This window comes from Eubacterium barkeri (assembly GCF_900107125.1).
GTDB lineage: Bacteria > Bacillota > Clostridia > Eubacteriales > Eubacteriaceae > Eubacterium_O > Eubacterium_O barkeri.
In genome coordinates this window covers 63,778-87,928 of sequence record NZ_FNOU01000007.1, presented here as the reverse complement: position 1 = coordinate 87,928, position 24,151 = coordinate 63,778, and the positions used below count along the sequence as shown (strand labels likewise).

General features: G+C 49.0%; 23 protein-coding genes and 1 riboswitch. Of the genes, 21 read left to right on the top strand and 2 right to left on the bottom strand.

Features of this window, described 5'->3' with window-relative positions:
- Positions 1-3 precede the first annotated feature (3 nt).
- Positions 4-936, top strand: coding sequence for an RluA family pseudouridine synthase (locus tag BLU30_RS05990; RefSeq protein ID WP_090244468.1), 933 nt, complete (start codon positions 4-6; stop codon positions 934-936).
- Here BLU30_RS05990 and BLU30_RS05985 read toward each other — a convergent pair whose 3' ends face one another.
- Positions 937-2,718: an Rqc2 family fibronectin-binding protein gene (locus tag BLU30_RS05985; RefSeq protein WP_090244466.1), complete on the bottom strand. Its 1,782-nt coding sequence runs from the start codon at positions 2,716-2,718 to the stop codon at positions 937-939. It abuts the gene before it with no gap.
- 111 nt (positions 2,719-2,829) lie between these two features.
- Between BLU30_RS05985 and dapF the strand changes: the two genes are divergently transcribed.
- From dapF to rsmB, 9 genes are all read left to right on the top strand, one after another.
- Complete coding sequence (dapF, locus tag BLU30_RS05980) at positions 2,830-3,660, top strand: diaminopimelate epimerase (protein ID WP_090244465.1); 831 nt, start codon at positions 2,830-2,832, stop codon at positions 3,658-3,660.
- 17 nt (positions 3,661-3,677) lie between these two features.
- Positions 3,678-4,559: a YicC/YloC family endoribonuclease gene (locus tag BLU30_RS05975; RefSeq protein ID WP_090244463.1), complete on the top strand. Its 882-nt coding sequence runs from the start codon at positions 3,678-3,680 to the stop codon at positions 4,557-4,559.
- A 41-nt stretch (positions 4,560-4,600) separates the two neighbouring features.
- Positions 4,601-5,239 carry a guanylate kinase gene (gmk, locus tag BLU30_RS05970; protein ID WP_242873529.1) on the top strand — a complete coding sequence of 213 codons (639 nt, stop codon included), beginning with the start codon at positions 4,601-4,603 and terminating at the stop codon, positions 5,237-5,239.
- 3 nt (positions 5,240-5,242) lie between these two features.
- Positions 5,243-5,554 (top strand): DNA-directed RNA polymerase subunit omega, encoded by a 312-nt coding sequence (gene rpoZ / locus BLU30_RS05965; protein WP_090244461.1) that lies wholly within the window; start codon positions 5,243-5,245, stop codon positions 5,552-5,554.
- A 5-nt stretch (positions 5,555-5,559) separates the two neighbouring features.
- The gene (gene priA / locus BLU30_RS05960) at positions 5,560-7,773 is read left to right on the top strand and encodes a replication restart helicase PriA (protein ID WP_090244459.1); all 2,214 of its coding nucleotides are present in this window, start codon (positions 5,560-5,562) and stop codon (positions 7,771-7,773) included.
- Positions 7,774-7,790: 17 nt separating this feature from the next.
- Entirely contained in the window at positions 7,791-8,234 is a 444-nt protein-coding gene (gene def / locus BLU30_RS05955; protein ID WP_090244457.1) for a peptide deformylase, read from the top strand.
- The gene (fmt, locus tag BLU30_RS05950; protein WP_090244455.1) at positions 8,231-9,178 is read left to right on the top strand and encodes a methionyl-tRNA formyltransferase; all 948 of its coding nucleotides are present in this window, start codon (positions 8,231-8,233) and stop codon (positions 9,176-9,178) included. Before def ends, fmt begins: the two co-directional genes overlap by 4 nt.
- A 62-nt stretch (positions 9,179-9,240) precedes the next feature.
- The gene (locus BLU30_RS05945; protein ID WP_090244453.1) at positions 9,241-9,936 is read left to right on the top strand and encodes a zinc metallopeptidase; all 696 of its coding nucleotides are present in this window, start codon (positions 9,241-9,243) and stop codon (positions 9,934-9,936) included.
- Complete coding sequence (gene rsmB / locus BLU30_RS05940; protein ID WP_090244451.1) at positions 9,937-11,253, top strand: 16S rRNA (cytosine(967)-C(5))-methyltransferase RsmB; 1,317 nt, start codon at positions 9,937-9,939, stop codon at positions 11,251-11,253.
- Between the two features lie 5 nt (positions 11,254-11,258).
- Here rsmB and BLU30_RS05935 read toward each other — a convergent pair whose 3' ends face one another.
- A complete protein-coding gene (locus BLU30_RS05935) occupies positions 11,259-12,488 on the bottom strand; it encodes a 2Fe-2S iron-sulfur cluster-binding protein (RefSeq protein WP_090244449.1) in 1,230 nt (409 codons plus the stop codon).
- A 408-nt stretch (positions 12,489-12,896) separates the two neighbouring features.
- Positions 12,897-12,991: riboswitch (THF riboswitch) on the top strand.
- A gap of 63 nt (positions 12,992-13,054) precedes the next feature.
- Between BLU30_RS05935 and BLU30_RS05930 the strand changes: the two genes are divergently transcribed.
- The 11 genes from BLU30_RS05930 to BLU30_RS05880 all read left to right on the top strand — a co-directional run bounded on the left by BLU30_RS05930 (position 13,055) and on the right by BLU30_RS05880 (position 24,134).
- Positions 13,055-13,561 (top strand): folate family ECF transporter S component, encoded by a 507-nt coding sequence (locus tag BLU30_RS05930; RefSeq protein WP_090244447.1) that lies wholly within the window; start codon positions 13,055-13,057, stop codon positions 13,559-13,561.
- Between the two features lie 84 nt (positions 13,562-13,645).
- Entirely contained in the window at positions 13,646-14,428 is a 783-nt protein-coding gene (locus tag BLU30_RS05925; RefSeq protein ID WP_090244445.1) for a formate/nitrite transporter family protein, read from the top strand.
- A gap of 83 nt (positions 14,429-14,511) precedes the next feature.
- Positions 14,512-16,191: a formate--tetrahydrofolate ligase gene (locus tag BLU30_RS05920; protein ID WP_090244443.1), complete on the top strand. Its 1,680-nt coding sequence runs from the start codon at positions 14,512-14,514 to the stop codon at positions 16,189-16,191.
- A 1-nt stretch (position 16,192) separates the two neighbouring features.
- Positions 16,193-16,822, top strand: a complete 630-nt coding sequence (locus tag BLU30_RS05915) for a cyclodeaminase/cyclohydrolase family protein (RefSeq protein ID WP_090244441.1) — start codon at positions 16,193-16,195, stop codon at positions 16,820-16,822.
- Positions 16,823-16,878: 56 nt separating this feature from the next.
- On the top strand, positions 16,879-17,778 hold the full coding sequence (locus BLU30_RS05910) for a bifunctional 5,10-methylenetetrahydrofolate dehydrogenase/5,10-methenyltetrahydrofolate cyclohydrolase (protein ID WP_090244439.1): 900 nt from the start codon (positions 16,879-16,881) through the stop codon (positions 17,776-17,778).
- 21 nt (positions 17,779-17,799) lie between these two features.
- A complete protein-coding gene (locus tag BLU30_RS05905) occupies positions 17,800-18,474 on the top strand; it encodes a methylenetetrahydrofolate reductase C-terminal domain-containing protein (RefSeq protein ID WP_090244437.1) in 675 nt (224 codons plus the stop codon).
- 1 nt (position 18,475) lies between these two features.
- On the top strand, positions 18,476-19,354 hold the full coding sequence (locus BLU30_RS05900; protein WP_090244435.1) for a methylenetetrahydrofolate reductase: 879 nt from the start codon (positions 18,476-18,478) through the stop codon (positions 19,352-19,354).
- On the top strand, positions 19,355-20,722 hold the full coding sequence (gene lpdA / locus BLU30_RS05895) for a dihydrolipoyl dehydrogenase (RefSeq protein WP_090244433.1): 1,368 nt from the start codon (positions 19,355-19,357) through the stop codon (positions 20,720-20,722). It abuts the gene before it with no gap.
- Between the two features lie 341 nt (positions 20,723-21,063).
- Positions 21,064-21,444 carry a glycine cleavage system protein H gene (locus BLU30_RS05890; RefSeq protein ID WP_090244431.1) on the top strand — a complete coding sequence of 127 codons (381 nt, stop codon included), beginning with the start codon at positions 21,064-21,066 and terminating at the stop codon, positions 21,442-21,444.
- A gap of 3 nt (positions 21,445-21,447) precedes the next feature.
- Entirely contained in the window at positions 21,448-22,311 is an 864-nt protein-coding gene (locus BLU30_RS05885; RefSeq protein ID WP_090244429.1) for an amidohydrolase family protein, read from the top strand.
- Positions 22,312-22,325: 14 nt separating this feature from the next.
- The gene (locus BLU30_RS05880; RefSeq protein ID WP_176770842.1) at positions 22,326-24,134 is read left to right on the top strand and encodes an ASKHA domain-containing protein; all 1,809 of its coding nucleotides are present in this window, start codon (positions 22,326-22,328) and stop codon (positions 24,132-24,134) included.
- Positions 24,135-24,151: the final 17 nt, after the last annotated feature.

Genomic DNA, 24,151 nt, shown 5'->3' with positions numbered 1-24,151 from the left:
ACCATGGAAGAGTATAGCTTGTGTATGACAGAGGAGCACATTGGGCTGCGTTTGGATGCAGCCTGTGCAGCGGCCCTCCCAGAGAGATCCCGGGAATATATTAAAAAAATCATCGGAGAAGGCGGCGTGACGGTAGACGGTGCGGTGCGAAAGCCAAGCTATAAAATCAAGGGGGGGGAGGTCCTTCGTGTAAAGATTCCGGAGCCTGTGGCCTATACCGTGGAAGCAGAGGATATTCCCCTGGATATCGTCTATGAGGATAGGGATGTCCTGGTGGTAAACAAGCCTAAGGGAATGGTGGTCCATCCGGCACCGGGAAATTATACCGGAACCCTGGTGAACGCTTTGATGTACCATACCACGGATTTATCGGGGATTAACGGCGTCAACCGTCCGGGGATCATCCACCGCATCGATAAGGATACCTCGGGACTCCTTATGGTAGCAAAGAATGATTTGGCCCATAGAAGCCTGTCTGCCCAGCTAAAGGACCATACCATCACGAGACAGTACCGGGCCTTGGTCAAGGGAATCATCAAGGAGGAACGGGGAACGGTGGATATGCCCATCGCCAGGCACCCTGTGGATCGGGTGCGGATGGCTGTGGTAAAGGAAAGGGATAAGGGGAAGGAGGCCATTACCCATTTTGAGGTGATGGCACGCTTCCCGGCTAAAAATTATACCTTAATGACCTTCCGCCTGGAAACGGGACGAACCCATCAGATTCGGGTGCATATGCAGGCCATTGGTCACCCCATCGCCGGGGACACCCTGTACAGGGGGGATAAGGGGAATCCCTTTAAAACCCAGGGTCAATGTCTCCATGCGGAGCTGTTGGGCTTTACCCATCCCCGGACCGGGGAATACATGGAATTTCGGGCCCCTCTACCGGAGTATTTTGAGAAGATTTTGAAGGGGCTGGATGTCGCCCCGTAGTTAGTCGATGATGGTGAGGCTTAGGATTGCTTCCCGCTTCGGGGTGACATACATGGTGTTCTGGTCTGTGAAGATGACCATGCCGGGTTTGGATTTATTGGGCTTTTTAAGGAATTTGAATTCCAGGTAGTCCACGGGGACATTCTCGGAATTCCGGGCTTTGCTGTACCAGGCAGCCAGCATGCCGGCTTCCAGGAGGGTGACTTCGGTAATAAAGCGTCCGTCGGCGACGACTAACACATGGGAACCGGGGATATCCTTGACATGGAGCCAGCAGTCCTCATCCACACCCAGACGGGTGGAGATATAGTCGTTTTGATAATTATTTTTACCCACATAGATGTGGAAGCCCTCGGAGGAAAGATAATGCATGGGTTTGGAGGCTTCCGGCCGCTTGGCGGCCTTTTTTTGATTGGGGTTTTTCTTAGCAAATTCCGATTGAGCAAATTCGTGGCGGATTTCATCCAACTCCGCTAGCTCTGTGCATTGCTCCAGAGCATTGAGGAGACTGTCCAGATAATAGGTTTGTTCCTCGGTGATGGCGATTTGATCTGCCAGCTGGATTTGAGCTCGTTTGGCCTTATTGTATTTTTTATAGAACCGCTGGGCATTTTGGGAAGGAGTTTCATTTACCTTTAGAGGAATGGTAACTTCCCCCATTTCGGGGTCATTGTAGTCAGGCACGGTGATGCTTTTCATGCCCCGCTCTATCTGATAGATATTGGCGGTCACTAAATCTCCGAAAAGTTTGCTTTTTTCATCGCTATGGGAGCGCTGCATATCCTGCCTGAGGTTTTGTAATTTCTTGGCACTCTTTTTATAAAGGGTTCCCAGCTGATGCTTTAAATTGGCACTGCGGGCTGTAAAACGGATTTTTTTATCCTTTAGATAATAAAAATCTTCCAGCATGGCGGATACCTTGGGGTAGTGCGCCTCATCGGTGTCTACTAAATGATGGAGATTCACCGTAGAAAAATCCAGGATATCCCGATGGAAGGTGTACAAAGTGGGGAGGGGGCCGGTTTGGATCTCCCCCCGGATATCGGAGAAGGACTGCCACAGGAATTTTATCTGTTTCGTGCTTAAATCCGAAAAAGAAGCGGTATCCGGTACACCGGCCCGAAAGCAGATTTCCCTTGCCAGAATGGGGCTGACGCCTAAAAACCCCTGGACAAAGAGCTTGCTAAGGGGGACCGCCCCTTCATCCGCCGTCATTTGGACATAAGCTTCTTCGGTTAGGGTGAAGAAATTTCGCCGGCCACTTTCCGGGGGGAAGATGTAGGGACGGCCAGGTAAAATCTGGCGGTAACGGTTGGAGGAGGAGCCGACTTTTTTCAGTGAGTCCATAATGGTCGGGGGTGTTTCCAAACCATCGGCAGGGCCATCGGTAAGGATGATATTGCTGTTGCGTCCCATGATTTCCACCAAGAGGCAGCGAACCACCGTGTCTCCAAATTCGTTTTTACAGGCGATGTGAAATTCCATCACCCGATCGCTTTGGTGCTGGCGGATGTCCAGAATCATTCCGTTTAAAATGTATTTACGGAGCACCATACAGAATCCCGGAGGGGTATTGGGGTTGCCCTTTGGCTTTTCTGTGAGGTAGACCCGGGGATTATTGGCATTGGCTGAGAGCAGAAGGTTGTAATTGTCCCGGCCTTTATTAATGGTGAGCCGAATTTCATCGGCCTCGGGCTGATAGATTTTTCGGATGCGTCCATCGACAATGTCGCTGCGCAGTTCCTTTATTAAATGGTGGGTTGTAATACCGTCAAATGCCATGTTTGGTCCTTTCTAATCAATAATAATTTAATTCTAGCATTTCTTCTTGAAATTTCAACGCATTTTCGATATGATTAAATATAAATTTAAATTGGGAAGTTAGGCTTTAAAATGGAATTTACAAAGATGCAGGGTACGGGCAATGATTTTGTAATGATTGATAATACGGAGGGGATGCTTCATCTGACCCCGGATGAAATCGCCGGGCTGTGCGATCGGCATTTTGGAATTGGTGCAGATGGCTTGATTTTGGTGGAATCCTCGGCCACCCAGGAAGTATTTATGAATTATTACAATAGTGACGGCTCAACAGCTGAAATGTGCGGCAACGGGGTTCGTTGTCTGGCCAAGTATGTGGTCGACCAGGGCATTGTGGCCCACGGTGGTCCCATTGCGGTGGAAACCCGGGCAGGTAAAATTGTGGTAGAGGTAGAGCCCGGAGACAAAGGGGCTTCCCAGGTTCGGGTGGATATGGGAAGGGTGGATTTTAAAGCGGCGCATATCCCGGTTATTGCCAAAACCAAGGAGGTCCTTGGGGAGCAAATAAGCTACGGCGATGTATGCTATACCTACGGCTGTGCCTCCATGGGAAATCCCCATATGACCGTATTGGTGGAGAATCTTAGCCAATGTCCTCTGGAGGAATTGGGGGCATATTTTGAAAACCACGAAATGTTTCCGGAAAAATGTAATATCAGCTTTGCCCAGGTCATTGATGGAAGGCACATTCGAATGGATACCTGGGAGCGTGGTGCTGGACGGACCCTGGCCTGTGGGACAGGAACCTGCTCCGCCGTGGCGGTTCTGGGCCGCCTGGGGCTGGTGGAGGATGTGGTGGAGGCCACCTTATCCGGAGGTCGGCTCACCATTGCTGTAGAGGATGGCCGGGTGACCATGAGGGGCCCGGCAACAACGGTATTTACAGGCGAAATCGAGATTTGAAAGTTGGGAGAATCACTATGAAAAGTATGACGGGCTTCGGCCGACAGGATTATCGTGATGAATCAGTGGAAATTTCGGTAGAGATCAAAACGGTGAATCACCGTTATCGGGACTTTTTTCTAAAGATTCCCCGGATGTTAGGGGGGAATGAGGCGAATATTCGGGAGACCATTAGTGAAACCATTGCCCGGGGACGGATTGAGGTGTTCATTAAATATAAAGAGCTGGATGCCCAAAATAAGCGTATCGTTTTTAATCGGGAGCTGGCCATGGGTTATATTCAGGTGTTAAATGCCATTAAAAATCTGGATTCCATGATCAGTGATGAAATTGACCTGGCTTTGGTTGCAAAATTTCCGGATGTGATCGAGCTTGAAGAAACACCCGGGGATGACCATGAAAAATGGCTTGGCCTGAAGCCGGTTCTCCAGGGGGCACTGAGCCAGGTGGATGCCAGCCGGCTCCGGGAGGGAGCTGCCATGAAGACCGATATCCAGGGGCGATGCGTGACCATCAACCAACGGATTGAAGCCATCCAGGAAAAGGCACCCCAGATGCTGGCCGCTTATGCCGAAAATCTCCATCAGCGGGTGGCAGACTACACCCAGAGTGTTGAGCCAGACGAGCAGCGCCTATTATCTGAAGTGGCTATCATGGCCGATCGATTGGCCATCGATGAGGAGCTGACACGGCTCCACACCCATATGGAACGTCTGTCCGTTATTCTGGAAGAAACCCAGGAGCCCATCGGCCGGAAGTTGGATTTCCTAATCCAGGAAATTAACCGTGAGATTAACACCATCGGCTCGAAGGTAAACGATGTGGATATTGCGGGCATGGTGGTGGACATTAAAAGTGAGATTGAAAAAATTCGTGAGCAGGTACAAAATATCGAATAAAGGCTGTAGGTTTAAGTTCAAATGATAGGAGACAAGTGTTGATGACCCAAAAAGATGAAATGGATTTTTTTGAAAAGGAACGGGGAATTTTAATCGTCATTTCCGGACCGTCCTGTGCAGGGAAGGGAACGGTATGTCGCATTGTAAGGGATGACCAGCCCGATATCCGTATGTCAATTTCAGAAACCACCCGGGAACCCCGAAATTATGAAAAGGACGGTGTGGATTACTTCTTTGTTGATAAGGCAAGCTTTGAAACAGGCATCCGGGAGGGGAAATATCTGGAATACGCCCAGGTTTATGGAAATTACTATGGGACCCCCAAAGAATTTGTTGAAAATCTACTCAATTCGGGTTATGATGTTATATTAGAGATTGACATCCAGGGGGCGGCCAAGGTCCGCCAGAACAATAAGGAAGGCATTTATATCTTTATTGCACCACCATCCATGAAGGAGCTGCGGCGACGGATTGAGATGCGGGGGACAGAGAGCGAAGAGCAGATGGCCCTTCGCCTGCAATGTGCCCACGATGAAATGAGTAATGCCGACGACTACAGCTACATCGTCATTAACCAGGATAAGGATGTGGCGGCGAAACAGGTAGAGGCGATTATTACGGCAGAAAAATGCCGGACGGAGCGTCTGAAGAATAAAGTAGTAGAAATTTTAGGGAGGTAACAGATGGCATATAAAAATAAAGAGAAAAAGGGATTGCGTTACCCTGCGATTAACGATTTAATTGCAAAGGCGGATAATAAATATGAATTGGTGCTGGCAACGGCCAAACGTGCCAGAGAAATCATTGATGGGGATGAACCCCTGGTGAAAATCCAAATCGACAATCCTGTATCCATCGCAACGGCGGAAATCGCTGAGGACCTGGTTAAAATTACCAAGCTTGAAGAAGTCGAAGCGGTTGAAGTAGACTTGGTCTTCCCGGAAGACGACGGAGCCAGTGCACCCACGACGGCAGATTTGGCTGAAGGCCTCTAAAACACGTGGCTGTAGCAGCGGTTTACCTCCGGCAGAAAAACAAACGTCTGGATGCCTGTTATGACTATGACATTCCGGAGAATCTGGCTGAAGGGGTAGTCCCTGGTGTTCGGGTTGTCGTCGGATTTGGGAATGGAGATCGGGTTCTGGAGGGCTTTGTCGTCGCCATAAAGGACCACTCCCATTACGGTGGAGCCCTTAAGTCCATACGCTGGGTCATTGATGAGGTACCGGTGCTTACAGCGTCCCAGCTGGTGTTATGCCAATGGATGCGGGACTACTATTGTTCCCTGTACTATGAAGCCCTTGCTTTCTTTGTCTCGCCGGTGCCGGTGGAGCATCGGATGTTGGAGGGGCGGGTAGAGGAGGGCTACCAGGCTTACACCGTTACCGAAACAGTGTATCATCTCACCGAGGCAGGACGTCAGGGACACACCACTGGCCGTCACATGAACCGGGTGATGGATTTGCTGCGGTTTCGGGACTATACAGCGTCAGAAATGCGGGAGATCCTCGGGGATATTGCTTCCAGCCGGCGGACTCTGATCCAAAAGGGGTGGGTGATTGCCAGGGAGCGCTGTGTCGATATAGAGGATATAGGAGTTGAAAAAACGATGGCCCCCCCAGAGGGGCTGGTCGGCCGGGCAAAGGCCTGCTATTTGAAATACAGAGCGATGGAAACCCCGGAAAAACCGGTGTTTTTTTGCTTAAAAAATAAAAAATCCCGGTTTGCCCTTTATACGAAGCTCATTGCGGATTGTCTTAAGACAGGGAAACAGGCCGTGCTCCTCTATCCCGAGGTGGGCCTTTCCCTTGAGAATCAAAGGGATTTTTACCAATTCTTTGGAAACCGTGGTGCGATATGCCATGGCCGGCTTAAAAAACAGGAGCGTTACTTATTGTACGAAGCGGTACGCGGTGAGTCTATCCAGGTGGTGATGGGCTCCCGGGCGGCATTGTTTTTGCCCTATAGACAGCTGGGGTTGATTATTATTGACGAAGAGATGGACAGTTCCTATTATGCAGCCTCCATGCCGCGGTTCCACACGCTGAGGGTAGCCGAGGAATATGCCCGAATTACCGGAGCACAGCTTGTCGCGGGAGATGCACTGCCATCCGTACAGGCCTATGCATCAGTGGCTTCTCGTCGCTGGCAGTTTATTGGAGATTTATCAATGACGGCAAAACCGCCAATGGTGGTGGATATGCAGGCAGAAATACGCCAGGGGAATTTAGATTTTATTAGCCATCCCCTGGAAAAAGCCTTGGTAGAAAATAGCGCCTCTGGTAAAAAAAGCCTGCTGTTACTGAACCGCCGGGGTTATGCTTCCTATACCTTCTGTCGGGACTGTGGGTATATTCCAAAATGCGAAGGCTGTGGTGTGACCCTAAAGTACTATCAGGATGGCACCCTGCGCTGTCCCTATTGTGGAAAGACCCAGGTTAAATCCGCCAGCTGTCCCCGGTGCGGTTCCCGTCGATACCGGACCATGGGGCTGGGACTGGATCAGGCTGAGGCAGTTTTAAGAAAGCGTTATCCCCATTGGCGGATTCTTAAAATTGATGGAGGGACGGTGCCGGATTATGAGGCCTACAAGGCCATGAATGAGACGTTGTCTAAAGGGGAGTGGGATGTGGTCCTTGGAACCCGCCTGTTAATCAAGGGCTTTGCCTTTGGCTCTGTGGATTTAGCCGCGGCCCTGTTGATGGATAACGATATGAACTTTGGGGACTATACCTCAGGGGAAAATGCCTATCAGCTTTACGCACGGTTTTTCAGCTTATCCCAGGGGATGGCCCTGGCTCAGACCTATGAGCCAGAGAATGAAACCGTGGCGGCCTTGGCCAGCGGAAATCCCCAGGTGTTTTATCGCAGTGAGCTTAGCTATCGCAAGGCCCTGGGATATCCACCCGCAGGACATCTGGCTGTCTTTGGGGTGATGGCACCGGATGACCGGATGGCCAGGGCAGATGCCCTGACCCTGGGAAAGACCCTTAAGGAGGCCCTGGGGGACCAGGAAACCCAAGGGTACACCCTGTTTGAACCAACTCTGGCCGGGCGTCAGCCTGGCAGTGGAGAAATCAAATATAAGCTGTTACTTAAGTTAAGGACTCTGGAGCATTTCCAGGGTATGATGCGGGGAATCATTCAGAATGGCGGCATCGAGCGTCTGAGCGCCCGGATATCCATTGAAATTGATCCCCCGGTGACCATTTAGAATTAAAGGAGGAACTGATGGCAATTCGAAATATGAGAGTAAATGACGATCCGATTCTGCACAAAAAGGCCAGGGAAATCCCGGAGGTTAACGACCGAATCCGGGAGCTGGCCCAGGATATGTTAGATACCATGTACGACCAGGAGGGTGTTGGCTTAGCTGGACCCCAGGTTGGGATTTTAAAGCGCATCGTGGTCATCGATGTTGGAGAAGGCCCTGTAGTGATGATTAATCCGGAGATTGTATCGACGGAGGGCAGCATTGTTGAGGATGAAGCCTGCCTGAGCTTCCCGGATCAATCTGGACCCGTGGAGCGACCAGAATGCGCTGTAGCCCGTTATACGGACCTGGAAGGGAATCTCTGTGAAATTGAGGGCCATGAGCTGATGGCCCGGGCCATCTGCCACGAATTGGATCATTTGGATGGGGTGGTTTTCTTAGATCGGGTTATCCCACAATGAAACCGCTGAAGGTTGTCTTAATGGGGACGACGGATTTTGCCGTTCCTGCCCTGGATCGTCTGGTAGAAGCGGGGCATCAGGTGCTTTCTGTGGTTTGCCAGCCCGATCGTCCCAATAAACGGGGGAATAAGATTTGTTTTTTGCCGGTGAAAAAACGGGCTTTGGCCCTGGGCATCCCTGTGTTTCAGCCCGAGCGGATCAAAACTCCAGAGGCTGTAGCCCATTTGAAGGCTTTAGAAGCGGATATCTTCGTGGTTGCTGCTTACGGCCAAATTTTATCTGAGGAAATTCTCTATATGCCCCCCATGGGTTCGGTGAATATCCACGGTTCCCTTTTGCCGGAATACCGGGGAGCTGCGCCGGTTCACCACGCTATTCTGGACGGGAAGGATGAATCCGGTGTCACCATCATGAAAATGGATATCGGAATGGATACCGGGGATATGCTTTCCAAGGCCCGGGTTCCCATTACTGAGGAAACTACGGTGGGACAGCTCCACGATGCCCTGGCCGAATTGGGAGCGGATTTGCTTCTGATGACCCTCCAGGAAATGGTGGAAGGGTCCATTGTTCCAGAAAAGCAGGAGGAGGCCAAGGCTACCTATGCGGATAAAGTGGATCGGGATACGGGACGAATTAATTGGTCCAGAACGACCCATGAGGTGCTGCGAAAGATTAATGGAACGGACCCTTTTCCAGGGGCTTACACCACCCTCGATGGTCTGAAAATCAAGTGCTTTTCGCCAAAAATCCAGGGGAATGAAACCCCAGGACATCCGGGACAAATCCTTAAAGCTGATATTCACTCTGGCTTGGTGGTAAAAACCGCCGATGGTTCTCTGACCATTGGTGAGATCCAAATGCCGGGGAAAAAGCGGATGGAGACAAAGGATTATTTACGAGGAAACACCCTGGAAATCGGACGGATTTTGGGAAAGGCTTAAGTCCATTTACAGGAATAGAACGTATACTTGTTCCCTGAAAAGTAAAAGAAAAGAGGAAAATGATGTTTGGATTTTACAGCAGCATGCTCATACTCATCCCAGGTCTGATTATCGCCGCCATCGCCCAGGCAAGAGTCAGTAAGGCTTACAATACCTACAGCCGGGTCCCAACCCATACCGGGCTTACTGGTGCCCAGGCGGCACGTCGCCTTTTGGACGATAATGGCCTGTCCCATATCCGCATTGAACGGGTATCCGGTAAGATGACAGATCATTATGATCCCCGGCTCCAGGTCATGCGTCTTTCAAGTGACGTGGCAGATAAGGCCAGCATTGCTTCCGTAGGCATTGCCGCCCACGAAACGGGACATGCTATCCAGCATGCCCAGGGTTATGTGCCTTTAAAATTCCGGAATGCTATTGTACCGGTTTGTAGTTTTACCTCCAACGCGGCCTGGCCTCTTTTTTTCATCGGCCTGGTTCTAGGGGGGAACCGTTCCAGCTTTGGGTTAATCCTCATGGACGTTGGGATTCTATTGTTCTGTCTGGCTCTGGTGTTCTATATTGTCACGCTTCCAGTGGAGTTTAATGCCAGCCATCGTGCGGTTTTAGCTTTGGAGGAGTACCATATTGTCGAGGCGGGTGAAATTAGCGGGGTGAAAAAGGTCCTTGGGGCGGCAGCCATGACCTATGTCGCCAGCACCCTCATGGCCTTCTTGAATCTTTTCCGGATGCTGGCCATCCGTGGGAGAAACTAGATGGATCCACGGGGACTGGCAGTGGATTCACTGCAGCATATTTTACGGGAGGGAGCCTTCTCTAACCTGGAAACACGAGAGGCTCTTTCCCGTGTTTCACTTTCTGGGGAAGATAAGGGCCTGTATATCACCCTGGTATACGGGACTCTTCAAAACCAGATGTATCTTGACTACCTGCTGTGCCAGGTTCTGGACAAGCCTCTGAAACGCTTGGATGGGAGTGTCCGTATTATTCTAGAGGTGGCGGCTTATCAGATTTTCTTTTTAGACCGGATTCCGGATTACGCCATTGTGGATGAGGCCGTTACCCTCACCGGGAAAAAAGTGCCGAAGGCCCGGGGCTTTGTCAATGGTGTTTTGCGAAACATCCTGCGCCAAAAGGCGGCATTGGCGGATTTCCACCTGGAGGACTGGCCCAATGAGAAGGAAGGATTATCCATTCGATACTCCATTCCCCAGTGGATTGTCCATAAGTATTTTGAGGTTTTTGGAGAGGAAAAGGCAATGACCATTCTTCCGAAGATGAATGATACCCCGCCCTTTACCCTTCGGACGAACACCCTTAAGATTACCAGGGAGGCGCTCATGACAGAATTGTCGGCCCTGGGAATGGTGCCAGAAGCGGGAACCCTGTATCCAGAGGCCATCCACCTTCTGGGGACTGCCGGAATGGGATCGGATATTAACAAGGAAAGGCTCTTTTCTTCGGGTTTTTACACCATCCAGGATCAGGGGGCTATGGGGTTAAGTCATCTACTGGATCCTCAGCCCGGGGAACAAATTCTGGATATGTGTGCGGCACCCGGAGGGAAGACCACTCACATTGCCCAGCTTATGGAAAATCAGGGGGAAATCATCGCCCGGGATATCCATGCCCATCGATTGGCCCTCATTGATGGGGCAGCCCGTCGATTGGGAATTAGCTGTATCAAAACCGAGAAGGCAGACGGAACCCGGTTAAACCCCATCGATATCAAGGTGTTTGACCGAATCCTTTTGGATGCGCCCTGTACAGGGACGGGCATTATTCGGCGAAAACCAGAAATTCGGCACCGGGGGGATAAAAAGGAGCGAAAGGCCATTCGTCAGATCCAGGGGGTCATGTTGGATCATGCAGCCACCATGTTAAAGGACGGTGGGGTGCTGGTCTACTCAACCTGCTCGGTAAATCCCGATGAAAATGAGCATCAGATCGAGATGTTTCTATCCAACCATCCGGAGATGCAGATGGAACCGGGCACTATGGGTTACACAGATCTCACGATGGATGGGTGCGATAGCTTTTTTCATTGTAAAATGACAAAGAATCAAGCGTAATAGGATTATAAAATCCGGGAGTTTTCAGCGATATCGGCGCAGCGAAAAAGTGTTTCCAGGGAAAGGAGTGCTCGCTGTAAACCGATAATCTCTAAATCCATTGCCAATTCAAAGCACATTTCTGAAAAAGCTGGAAGCTTTCTTAAGGCTCCTCCAACGGCGCGATAAACTTCATCAGTTTCAGAAATTTCAGACACACCTGTCAGGATGATCGATTTTAGATCCTCTGGGCAGGTGTTTGTTTTTTTGAAAAGCTGTAGGCACTGGGGGAGAAGGCTATCTATGGACGTCCTGGAACAGAAGCCCGGCTGAATCAAATAGGAGGAATTTTCCCCAAGGGCAAGGTCAAAGCTATTCCGGTGGTGTCGAAGGAGCAGCCGAAGACCGCTATCGTCAGGGATACAGGAAAGACTGGCGATTAGAGTACTATCGCCACCTTTACCAATACTGGGTAAAAAGCCAATATCAGCCTGAGGGTTGATATTGATTGGTAAAGATAGAAAGTGTTCGCTTTTCAAAAATCCCGTGCTACTGCATAATAGATTGTAAATCTGGCTTTCTAAAATATTATTCCTGGTGCAGAGCTGATGGATCAATTTGGCCGGGTTCTTCTCTAAATGGGATTCAAAATGGCCGGACAGAGTGGTTGAATCAATAAAAATACCTTCTGAAAGGTTAAAGAGAATACCCTGAATGGACGAGCCTTGTTGAGCCAAGGCAATGCCAAAAATCTCTAAGGGCTCCGGGGATGAAGTCAGATCGATCACCATATCACCGGCCATAATGACGTTGAGAATGGAATCCCCCTCAATGGTCATCAAAGCTGCAGCTTTGGTTAGGACTGTAGGGGAGAGGGGCATCACATTTCGGGGGAGAAGATGGTTGAGTGTTTTTGAAAGGCAGTCTGCCGGAATATCTCTAAGAGCATCGGTGAGGACAGGGTAGTTACAAATCCTGGGAGCAGGAATAACGGCAGGGATAGTAAAAGGTCGGATCGACACAGCCGAACCCTTGGGGGAAATGAAAATCTCCATTTCGTCACTCAGGGGATACTGACAGGCCAGCACATCCATAAGCAATCCTTTTTCCCTTATTCGAATCGTGCATTTTTTACAGCAGCCCCTGCCACTACAGGATTGGTTCAGGGGATGCCCGGATTGGCGGCAAGCATCAGCGACCGTTGAATTCATTTCAATCTGGATTGTTTGTTCGTAAACGGGAAAGTGAATTTTCATGGGATCTCCTTAAGAAATTGGACTGTTTTTTTGACTATTGTTCATTATAGTTGATCCAATAATACGGTACAACCGCTTATCTTCGTTACTTTTTTAACTTTATTTCTTTAAGCTATGGATTTTTTTCTAAAATAGGTCTATAATGTGAGCATAATAAGTTTTTTGACCAAAGGGGTATACAAGTCTATAGACAGGTATAGTTGTATCGCCCATATGGGGCACCACAATAGGATATCATTGGATTCTGACAATCTCTACATGGCTTTTATTGTCCATATCTGATATAATTTAGCGATAATCATAGATCCATCCATTGGATAGGGCTAAAGATGAGATTGGAGAATACCAAATATAATATCGGGGAGGAAATGCCTATGATGTAGCCTAAAATATAATAATTGTCCTGTTTGCAGAGTAGGGATGGTGCGCTTAAGTGCCAAAGGATGGGAAGTCGCCTTTGGACGAATGACGTTGTCAGTGGTGCCATACCCGCTTCCGCTGCCACATGGGTTTTCCCTTTTGTGGCAACATTCCATATGCCCTTGAGTGGCACATAAAGGAGAACCATGAACAGTAATCTGAAACGGCTCACAACGATGGCAGTACTCATTGCCATCAATATTATCCTCACTCGATTTATTTCGATTCAAACACCTATTGTACGGGTCGGCTTTACCTTTTTGCCGATTGCGGTCTCCGCGATGCTTTACGGACCATGGTGGGCCGGTGGTGGCGCTGCCATCGCTGATGTAATCGGTTTGGCACTTTTCCCGACGGCAGGTTTTTTCCCAGGCTTTACACTGACGGCATTTCTTACCGGTGTTGTTTATGGTGTGGCCTTCTATAACAAGGAAATCGGATGGAAACGGATTATTATTGCCAATGCAATAATCTGCTTAATATTGAATCTGGGTTTGGATACACTGTGGTTGTATATGATGACTGGTCAGGGGTATATCGCCTTGCTCATCCCACGCATTATTAAATGCGCAATCATGCTGCCGGTACAGGTAGCGTTGACCTATGTGGCGACGGGTAAACGGATGGTATCCCTTCTGAGTAACACGAAATGAAATATGAGGTGCCCTGGCACCTTTTTTCATGACGGTTGTGTAAAGGTTACACTTCGGCGTGACCGGAGAGAAGAGAGGCAACATTTGAGTAGTTTTTTAACCCCGGCAGAAATTGGTGAGGTGTGGATTGGCAATGGTGTGAAGAAAGCCAATCTTCCAATTCTCAAGATGTTTTTGCTGGGCATCTTTGCAGGAATATTCATCGGTTTTGGAGCCCATGGCTTCATCCTGGCCACGGCTGCTGTAAGCGGTGGGACGGATGCTTTGGTGGCCAAACTCATCGGGGCTTCGGTATTCCCTGTTGGACTGATGTTAGTGATCCTTTGCGGGGGAGAACTTTTTACCGGGAATAATCTGCTGACCCTGGCCTGGATGGACAAAAAAATCACTGTGAAGCAGCTGCTGATTAACTGGCTGGTGGTGTATATCGGAAATCTGGTGGGTTCCATTTTCTTGGCGTTTTTGCTCGCAAAGAGCGGACTTTATACAGAAGCTGTCATGGCGACAGCGACATCTATTGCTGTTAAAAAAGTAACAATTTCCTTTTCAAATGCAGTAATCCGTGGTATATTTTGTAATATATTAGTGGTCCTTGCATGTTGGCTGCAGGCCGGTTCAAAGGATATGATCGGTAAAATCTGGGGGATTTGGTTCCCCATTATGCTGTTCGTTTTCTCTGGATTTGAGCATAGTGTTGCCAATATGACATATATTCCCCTTGGAATTTTTCTCGGTGCAGAGGTTAGCTGGGGACAGCTTTTTATGGGGAATCTAATACCTGTAACCATTGGCAACATCATAGGTGGTGCAGTAATCGTACCTTGTGTTTATTATTATTCATTCCTACGAAAAAGTATTTCGGCGTGAAGCGATTTTTTAGCATGAAGCTTAAATAGCGTACTTCAGCATGAAGCTGAGTCAATAAATAATTTTAACAAAGGAGAGAACACATGGCATTTTTATCGGATATTGAAATTGCACAACAGGCAACTCCCCAGGATGTTCGCAAGATTGCGGAAAAATTGGGACTGACGGAAGAGGATTTGGATTTATACGGGAAGTATAAAGCAAAGGTTGATTACAATCTGCTGAAAAAGGATACCGGCAAGAAGGCGAAGCTGATCCTGACCACGGCCATCAATCCGACTCCAGCTGGTGAAGGGAAGACCACGACGACCATCGGTGTGGCAGATGCTCTCTCTAAATTGGGGAAAAATACCTTGGTTGCCCTTCGTGAACCTTCCTTAGGACCTGTTTTTGGTGTTAAGGGCGGTGCTGCTGGTGGCGGATACGCCCAGGTATTGCCCATGGAAGACATCAATCTCCATTTCACCGGTGACTTCCATGCCATTGGTGCGGCCAATAACCTGCTGGCTGCCATGCTGGATAACCATATCCATCAGGGAAATGAACTTAACATCGATCCCAAGAAGATTACCTGGAGACGCTGTGTGGATATGAATGACCGCCAGCTCCGTAATATTGTGGACGGCCTGGGTAAAAAAGGTGATGGCGCCACCCGTCAGGATGGTTTTGATATCACCGTCGCCTCCGAAATTATGGCAGCCTTCTGCCTAGCCAGCGATATCTCTGATTTAAAAGATCGTATGGGTAAAATCATCGTGGGTTATACCTATGATGATAAGCCGGTTACCGCGGCGGAATTAAAGGCCAATGGCGCCATGGCAGCCCTTCTGAAGGATGCTTTGAAGCCCAATTTGGTTCAGACTTTAGAAGGGACTCCGGCCTTTGTCCACGGTGGTCCTTTTGCCAATATCGCCCATGGCTGTAACTCTGTTATTGCTACAAAGATGGCCATGCATTTTGCAGAAGATTATGTGGTCACGGAAGCTGGATTTGGTGCTGATCTTGGTGCAGAGAAATTCCTGGATATCAAATGTCGGATGGCGGGTTTAACCCCAGATGCTGTCATTATTGTTGCAACGGTCCGTGCCCTTAAATACAATGGTGGAGTGGCCAAAGATGACCTCAACGAAGAAAATCTGGAAGCCCTGAAGGCAGGGCTTCCCAACCTGCTCAAGCACGTTGAAAACATTACACAGGTTTATAAGCTACCCGCCGTAGTGGCTATTAATCGCTTCCCTCTGGATACCGAAGCAGAACTGGCCCTGGTCCGGGAAGAATGTGAAAAGCTAGGTGTTAATGTTGCCTTGTCCGAAGTTTGGGCCAAAGGTGGCGACGGTGGTATTGAGCTGGCTGAAGAAGTTATTCGTCTGGCAGAATCCGGGGATAACGATTTTACCTTCGCTTATGAGTTGGACTTGCCCATTGATGAAAAAATCAGACAGATTGCCCAGAAAGTTTATGGTGCCAAGGATGTGGCCTTTACCAAGGAAGCCGCTGATGAAATTGCCCGTCTGACGAAGCTGGGTTACGATAAGCTGCCCATCTGCATGGCAAAAACCCAGTATTCCTTAACGGATGACCAGACCCAACTTGGCCGTCCTGAAGGCTTTACCATCACCGTGCGTCAGGTCACCATTTCTGCAGGCGCTGGCTTTATCGTTGCCCTGACTGGTGAAATCATGAAGATGCCTGGATTACCCAAGGAACCAGCTGCAAACCGTATCGACGTGGACGAAAATGGCGTCATTGCAGGATTGTTCTAAGATGAAATTAGTTGATAAAACCTGTCGAGAATTTACAGAGGTGCTTTACAGCAAGGCTGCCGTCCCCGGAGGGGGCGGCGCCGCTGCCCTCACCGCTGCCCTGGGAACCGCTTTGGCGGGAATGGTTGCCAATTTAACTACGGGTAAGAAAAAATACGCTGAATACGAAGAGGATATTCAGCGGATTTTAGTCCAGGCCCAGGATATTCAGGATGATTTGCTTGATATGATTGATCAGGATGCCGAGAATTTTTCCCCTTTGGCTAAGGCCTACAGTATGCCTTCAGATACGCCGGAAGAAAAGGCTGAAAAAGCAGCTGTTATGGAAAAATGTACCATCACTGCCTGTTCTGTGCCCATTGAGATTGTTAAAACCTGCCATAAAGCCATCAAGCTACATGAGGAGCTTCTGGGTAAAGGCTCCGTTTTGGCCCTGTCAGACGTTGGCGTTGGTGTCGAATGTCTTCGGGCCGCCATGGTTAGCGGTTGGATGAACGTTCAAATCAATATCAAAACCCTGCAGGACAGGGATCGTGCGATGGCCATTGAAGGGGAGCTCAAGCCTCTTATTGCCGATGGTATCGCCATCAGCGAGCGGGTCTCATCCGAGGTACAGGCGCGGTTATCATAGGGGTGCTCCAGTATTTGAGGACCTATAAGTTGGAAAAAGATGAAAGAGAGAACAAAATGTCAGCACAATTATTAAGCGGTAAAGAAGTCAGCGAATCAATGTTAGCCAAAGTATTGGAAGATGCCAATGCACTGATTGCCAAGGGAATTCAGCCAAAGCTCGCTATCATGCGTGTTGGGGCGGATCCAGGATCGATTTCCTATGAAAAGAGCATTATCAAGCGGATGGCAAAGTCTAATATTGAAGTTGAATCCGTCGAATTTCCGGAAACTGTATCCCATGCCGATTTCGTCGCTAAGCTCAAAACCTTAAATGACGATGCCGATATCCACTCAATCCTTATTTTCAAACCTTTACCAGAACAGCTGGATGAAGAAGAAATCAAATATATCTTAAGCCCTGAGAAAGATCCGGATGCTCTGAATCCGACTAACCTAGGGAAGCTAATGATTGCTGATGACGCCGGATTCTTCCCCTGTACCGCAGAGGGGGTTATGGAGCTTTTAGCCCATTATGATATCCCAGTTAAGGGCAAGGATGTGGTCATTATCAATAACTCGAATGTTCTAGGGAAACCCCTGGCCATCATGCTCACCAATGAATTTGCCACAGTGACCATGTGCCACGTTTTCACTAAGGATACCCCATCCTATACAAAGAAGGCTGATATCGTCGTAACAGCTGCTGGAATTTACGGCTTGGTTAAACCGGATATGCTTTCTGAAGATTGTATTCTCATTGATGTTGCCATGTCCCAGATGAAGGACGACAAGGGTGAATTCGTCTTGAATGAAGACGGGAAAAAGGTGCGTGCAGGTGATGCCCATGTGGATTGCCTGGAAAAAGTGGCTCAGATTACCTCGGCTACCCCTGGCTGCGGTGGTGGAACTGGCCCGATTACCACAGCGCTTTTAGCCCAGCATGTTATCAAAGCCTGTAAACAGCAAAACGCATAAACGAGTGAGAGGGATAAAAAAATGATTATTTCACAAAAGAAGCCTTATGAAGAGGTTTTAGATTACCTGAAGGATGCCAAGAAAGTTGTTCTTACCGGCTGTTCCGAATGTGCGACGGTCTGCCATACCGGCGGGGAAGAAGAACTGGAAGCCATGAAGGCTGCCTTGGAAGCAGAAGGAAAGGAAGTCCTGGCGACCACGGTGCTGACCACCTCCTGTAACGTTCTTTTAAACAAAAAAGAGCTGAAAGCCATTAAAGAAGAAATGGCAGAGGCTGATGCTATTTTATGTATGGCCTGTGGAGACGGCGTTCAGACTGTGGCTAAGGTATCCAAGATGGAAACCTATCCTGCCAATGACACAATGTTTGTCGGAGAAACGGTGCGAAATGGCATTTTCGAAGAAATGTGCAAGACCTGTGGGGAATGCGTCCTCGGACGGACGGCAGCGATCTGCCCCATTACCCGCTGTGGGAAATCCCTGCTTAACGGAGCCTGCGGGGGCGCAAGAGACGGTAAATGCGAAGTGATCCCTGAAAATGATTGTGCATGGATTGAAATTTACAAAAAGATGAAGGATCAAGGGAAGCTCGAATTAATGGAAGAAATTGATCCCATCCGCGGTTATAAAGCCAAAGCATATCCCCGGACCATTAACCTGAAAGAACAGGCTGCAGCAGAAAAGGCAGGTGAATAAGATGAGCTCATTATTACAACGTACCCTTGAAGCTGGCGAATTCGCCATTACTGCCGAAATGGCCCCACCAAAGGGGACCGATTTTAGCCATATTCTGGATATTGCCGATTCTATGATTGGCCGGGTTGCTGCTGTGAACGTCACAGATTTCCAATCTGCCGCTGTCAAGGCCTCCTCACTGGCTATGTGTGTAGAGCTGGCACAAAAGGGCTTAGAACCTGTATTACAGATGACCGGCCGTGACCGCAACCGCATTGCCATTCAGGGTGAAATGCTCTCCGCCGGACATTTTGGCATTAAAAACCTCCTGGCCCTCACTGGGGACCACACCACCACCGGGGATAATCCTGAAGCCATGCCTGTCTTTGAACTGGACTCGGTATCCATCCTTCAGACTGCGGAAATTCTGATGAGTGGACAGGATCTTGCTGGTAATGAGCTGGCTGGAGCACCGGATTTCTATCTGGGTGCCTGTGTCACCCCGGTTTATGATCCCGTTGAAGTTCAGCTCATTAAAATGCGTAAGAAGATTAAAGCGGGCGCAAAATTCTTCCAAACCCAGGGTGTATTTGATATTGACGTCATGCGGACCTTTAAAGAAGAAACCAAGGATATGGATTGTAAGATTCTCGCCGGGATCATTCCCCTCAAATCTGCAGGTATGGCAAAATTCATGAACCGCTGCGTCCCGGGTATTGCCGTTCCTGATGCTCTCATCGAACGTCTGACCGGCGCAGAAGACAAGGTAGCTGAAGGCATCACCATTGCGGGTGAATTCATTGCCCAGCTCAAAGAAGAAGGTCTTTGCGATGGGGCTCATATTATGGCCATTGGTGCAGAAGAAAATGTTGTAAAGATTATGGATAAGGCAGGGCTGTAAATGAAAGTAACAGTCATTGGGGCCGGTCCCGGAGGCTACGAAGCAGCTATTATGGCAGCTAAATGTGGCGCTGAGGTGACGGTTGTTGAAAAGGATCAGGTCGGCGGAACGTGCTTGAATCGGGGATGTATCCCGACAAAAGCTTTTTTAGCAGCGACTGATGTTCTCGATGCAGTGGAAAATGCCGGAGAATTTGGGATTACTACTGGGGAATATTCGGTGGATTACAGCCAGATTCTAGCCCGGAAAAATAAGGTTAAAGATGGGCTGATCAAAGGCATTGAAGCCCTCTTTAAACAAAATAAAGTGACCCTGATTCATGGGGTTGCAACCCTAAAGGATGCCCACACTGTCGTGGTAGAAGGCGCAGAAGGCACCCAGGAAATTGAAACGGATAAAATTATTTTAGCCACGGGTTCGGCACCGGTGTGTCCCGGTATGTTTAAATACGATGGTAAGACGGTCATTACCTCCGATGAAATACTGGATTTGGAGGCGCTTCCAGCATCCATTATCATCGTTGGTGGCGGGGTTATCGGCTGTGAAATAGGCCAGTTCCTCCGTCGTCTTGGGGTGGAGGTTACCATTGTGGAAGCCTTATCCCAGATCCTGCCCAATATGGACAAGGATGTTTCCAAGCAGCTGGCCCGTCAGTTGAAAAAAGAAAAGGTCAAGATGGTCACTGGTGTTGGCGTCCAAGAGGTCGAGGTAAGCGATGCTGGTGTCAAGGCAACTCTGGCCAACGGCAAGGTATTTGAAGCTGAAAAAATGCTGGTCTCCATTGGCCGCCGCTCCTACACCGATGCCTTAAACGTCGCTGCCGCTGGGGTAGAAATGGACGAACGGGGCCGGATCGTGGTCAACGATAAAATGGAAACCTCGGTCCCCGGCATCTATGCCATAGGGGATATTCTTGCCACAGCACAACTGGCCCATGTTGCTTCAAAGGAAGGGATCGTAGCCGCTGAAAATGCCTGTGGTGCCGATAAAACAGTGGATTATCGTGCCGTTCCCGGCTGTGTATATACCGATCCTGAGGTTGCCAGTGTAGGCTTGACAGAAGCGGAATGTGCCGACAAGGGGATCTCAACTCACATCGGGACTTTTGATTTTCGCATGTTGGGGAAAGCCCAGGCCATTGGAAAAATCCAGGGCTTTGTCAAAATCATCACCAATGATGATGACGTGATTATCGGAGCCGCAGTGGTCGGCCCACATGCTACAGATCTGTTGGCGGAGCTGAGCCTGGCTGTCCATTGCCGGTTAACTGCCGCCCAGGTGGGCGATGTCATCCATCCCCATCCCTCCCTGTCCGAAGCCCTCATGGAGGCCCTCCACGACGTCCACGGAAAATCAGTGCATAAGTAGCCATCGCGGTTGCTTTTGCAAAGACGCGTAGCGTCAAAGCAAAAGCATAGCAGGCACTATATGAGCGTAAGCGAATGCCTGCGATACCCGATGGTTCGCAATTCTGCCCCATTTCATCCTAAAAGGGATGAAGAAATGGGGTGGAATTGTGATCATTGTGAAGCGGTTGCTTTTGCAAAGACGCGTAGCGTCAAAGCAAAAGCACAGCAGGCACTATATGAGCGTAAACGAATGCCTGCGATACCCGATGGTTCGCAATTCCAGCCCATTTCATCCTAAAAGGGATGAAGAAATGGGGTGGAATTGTGGTCATTACAATCATTATTAAGGAGCGATAAAATATGAACATACCTGCAAATTTAAAATATGACGTTGAACAGCACCTATGGTTTGATATTGACGGTGATACGGTTGCTATCGGCATCACCGATTTTGCCCAGGATCAGCTGGGTGATATCCTCTTCGTTGATCTGCCTGAAAGTGATGACGAATTCGCTGAAGGTGAAGAATTCACAGAAGTGGAATCCGGGAAAAAGGCAACGGCCATCGAAATTCCCTTTGGCATTACCATTATTGAATCCAATGAAGAATTGGATGACGAGCCGGAAAAAATCAATGAAGATGCTTATGCTGCCTGGATTGTAAAAGCAAAGGTAGAGGATCCGTCTGTATTTGATGATTTGGGCGATGCCGCTGCTTATGAAGCAGCGATTGCTGAGTAAAAAATGATGCAGGAATTTGTCGATTGCCATGTCCACATCGCCTCGGGGCACCATGCGCCCCGGGGATGGACGGCAAGCGATACGACGATGCGCCGCCATTTATTTTTAAAGACCATTGAACGCTATGGGGAATTAAAAATAAAAGCATTGCGCGACGGCGGCGATCGGTACGGTGCGGGTTCTTTCTTTAAAGCTATGGCAGAAGATGCCGGTATCACCTTTACGACACCAATCTTTGCAGTCCGAAAAGCGGGGTGTTATGGCGATTTTTTAGGACCAGCATTGGCCGAAGGGGCATCCATCACAACAGGGTTGGATGCCCTTTTTCGTCGTAAGCCGGATTTTATTAAAATTATCCAAACCGGTATTATGGGGCTGAAATCCCCCGGGCTGGTTGGTGGAGCATCCTTTACGTCCAGAGAGCTGGGAGATATCATTAAAAAATCCCATGATGCTGGTTATAAAACCATGGTTCACGTCAACGATGCGCAGTATATCATGGAAGCTTTAGAGGCTGGCGCAGATAGTATCGAGCATGGCTATGCTATTGATGATGACTGCATTACCGCCCTTTTGGAAACCGGTTGTGTCTGGGTACCGACCCTGTCACCCTTTGGGAATTTTGCAAAGGCAGAGGAAAACACCCTGGCAAAAACGGCGCGGTACTATTTTGAGGGCCATCAAATAGCGGTGAAAAAAGCCTGGGCGCTGGGGGTCTCCATTGCCGTGGGAAGTGATGCAGGGGCGGCTTACGTTCCCCATGGACAGGGCACCTTGGATGAATGGAAGTACTTGATGGATTTAGGCATTCCCCAGGAAGTCCTGATGGAAAATAGTTGGGAATTGGCAAGGTGGCATCAAATTTGACGGGAGGGATGCACGTGGAGAGGCAATTAACCATTTCTTTTCCAACGTTGGGTATACCGGAAATTAAGGCGAATAAGGGGGAAACCCTCGCAGCGGTCTGTGCTTCTGTGGGGCATCCCCTTAATGTCATTTGTGGCGGAACCGGAACCTGTGGAAAATGCGATGTGATCATAGAGGAAAAGGGGATAAGGAAAATGGTCCAGGGCTGCCGGTACCAAATCGAGACGGACACGGCTGTTTTCTTATCTGCCAAGCGAATTCAAACACAAATCTTAGAATCAGGATGTGGGGACAGGGTTCATTTTCAGCCGGATATCTTAATCCGGGTCTTAAAAAAAAATCAGATATCTTCCGGGGAATATATCTTTGATTTCGATGAGATGCGCCAGGTATTGGCCCTCCCGGAACTGGAATTTGCTGACACCGCTGTGATGATCGCCTTTGGGGAACTGATGAACATGGAGGAAGTACCGGAGATTGCAGTTGTTATCCAGGGACAGCGTATTCTGGATTTAATCCCCGTGATCGGTGAAAAAAGTCCCCATGCCTACGGCATTGCCTTTGATTTAGGGACAACAACAGTGGTAGGATATCTCTACGATCTGGAGGATGGCACGGCCTTGGGGACGGCTTCTGGAATTAATAATCAGATTTTTTGCGGTGCAGATGTGATTTCCCGGATTCGATTTGCCGGGGAATGTCCTGAGAATCGACAACGGCTGAAACAAGAGATTTTCAATACAGTATCCCAGCTGGTGGCTGAGCTTTGTCAGAATGCGGGGATTGACAGTAGCTGCATTTACAAGGCTGTATTTTGCGGCAATAGCTGTATGAGCCATTTTTTCTGGGGACTTAACCCTACGCGTTTAGGGCGGTCTCCCTTTGTGGGAATCTTTGGGGAAATGGTCCGAGCCCGGGGAGGCGATTTATCCATCGGGATGAATACCCTGGGAGAGGTCTTGTTTTTGCCGCTTCTGGGGGGGTATGTTGGAGCGGATACCACGGCAGCACTCCTCAGTTTACCCCAGGATGATAAGGTCCGGCTGATCATTGATTTAGGAACCAATGGTGAAATTGCCCTGGGGAGCCAGGGACGCTATCTGGTGGCATCCACTGCCTGTGGACCGGCACTGGAAGGGGCAGGTATCACCATGGGCATGCGGGGATCAACCGGTGCCATTGAGGGTATTAGCTTGGAGGATGGGCAGATTCTTTGTAAAATTATTGGCGGTGGACAGGCCCTGGGGTTTTGTGGTTCAGGGATTGTGGATGCTGTGGCATTTCTGTTGGAGGAAGGTTTGATCAACACGCGTGGTCAATTCATTCCAAAGGAAGAGACCGAGAATACCCCCTGGTCCCACCGATTTGGGTATGTGGAAGGGGAGGGGCGGTATTTTACATTTATGACAGAAAAAGAGAATGCCGGAGGCTTGCCCATTATTCTAACCCAATGGGATATTCGCTCCGTTCAGCTGGCAAAGGCTGCAATTTATACGGGCTGTGAGCTTCTGGTAAAGGCCTTTGGCATTTCCGGGGAGGAACTGGAAGAAATTGTGGTGGCAGGAGCCTTTGGAAGCTATGTGAATTTTCACAATGCCCAACGGATTGGTTTATTCCCGGATTTTAAGGGTGTGCCCGCTTGTACAGTGGGAAACGCCGCAGGAATCGGTGTTAAGCGTTGCTTGCTTTCTTTAGAAGAAACCCAACGTTGTACCCGTATTCCGAAAATCACCACCCATATCGAATTAGCAACAGATCCTGAATTTACCAAGGAATACATTAAGAACACACGATTTAAAGAAGCTGGTGGCAGAAGGACGTAGAAAGAGAGATGGACGAA

Coding starts and splice junctions, on each gene's coding strand:
- BLU30_RS05990 (WP_090244468.1), top strand. CDS start 4: ATGGAAGAGTATAGCTTGTGTATGACAGAGGAGCACATTGGGCTGCGT.
- BLU30_RS05985 (WP_090244466.1), bottom strand. CDS start 2,718: ATGGCATTTGACGGTATTACAACCCACCATTTAATAAAGGAACTGCGC.
- dapF (WP_090244465.1), top strand. CDS start 2,830: ATGGAATTTACAAAGATGCAGGGTACGGGCAATGATTTTGTAATGATT.
- BLU30_RS05975 (WP_090244463.1), top strand. CDS start 3,678: ATGAAAAGTATGACGGGCTTCGGCCGACAGGATTATCGTGATGAATCA.
- gmk (WP_242873529.1), top strand. CDS start 4,601: ATGACCCAAAAAGATGAAATGGATTTTTTTGAAAAGGAACGGGGAATT.
- rpoZ (WP_090244461.1), top strand. CDS start 5,243: ATGGCATATAAAAATAAAGAGAAAAAGGGATTGCGTTACCCTGCGATT.
- def (WP_090244457.1), top strand. CDS start 7,791: ATGGCAATTCGAAATATGAGAGTAAATGACGATCCGATTCTGCACAAA.
- fmt (WP_090244455.1), top strand. CDS start 8,231: ATGAAACCGCTGAAGGTTGTCTTAATGGGGACGACGGATTTTGCCGTT.
- BLU30_RS05945 (WP_090244453.1), top strand. CDS start 9,241: ATGTTTGGATTTTACAGCAGCATGCTCATACTCATCCCAGGTCTGATT.
- rsmB (WP_090244451.1), top strand. CDS start 9,937: ATGGATCCACGGGGACTGGCAGTGGATTCACTGCAGCATATTTTACGG.
- BLU30_RS05935 (WP_090244449.1), bottom strand. CDS start 12,488: ATGAAAATTCACTTTCCCGTTTACGAACAAACAATCCAGATTGAAATG.
- BLU30_RS05930 (WP_090244447.1), top strand. CDS start 13,055: ATGAACAGTAATCTGAAACGGCTCACAACGATGGCAGTACTCATTGCC.
- BLU30_RS05920 (WP_090244443.1), top strand. CDS start 14,512: ATGGCATTTTTATCGGATATTGAAATTGCACAACAGGCAACTCCCCAG.
- BLU30_RS05915 (WP_090244441.1), top strand. CDS start 16,193: ATGAAATTAGTTGATAAAACCTGTCGAGAATTTACAGAGGTGCTTTAC.
- BLU30_RS05910 (WP_090244439.1), top strand. CDS start 16,879: ATGTCAGCACAATTATTAAGCGGTAAAGAAGTCAGCGAATCAATGTTA.
- BLU30_RS05905 (WP_090244437.1), top strand. CDS start 17,800: ATGATTATTTCACAAAAGAAGCCTTATGAAGAGGTTTTAGATTACCTG.
- BLU30_RS05900 (WP_090244435.1), top strand. CDS start 18,476: ATGAGCTCATTATTACAACGTACCCTTGAAGCTGGCGAATTCGCCATT.
- lpdA (WP_090244433.1), top strand. CDS start 19,355: ATGAAAGTAACAGTCATTGGGGCCGGTCCCGGAGGCTACGAAGCAGCT.
- BLU30_RS05890 (WP_090244431.1), top strand. CDS start 21,064: ATGAACATACCTGCAAATTTAAAATATGACGTTGAACAGCACCTATGG.
- BLU30_RS05885 (WP_090244429.1), top strand. CDS start 21,448: ATGATGCAGGAATTTGTCGATTGCCATGTCCACATCGCCTCGGGGCAC.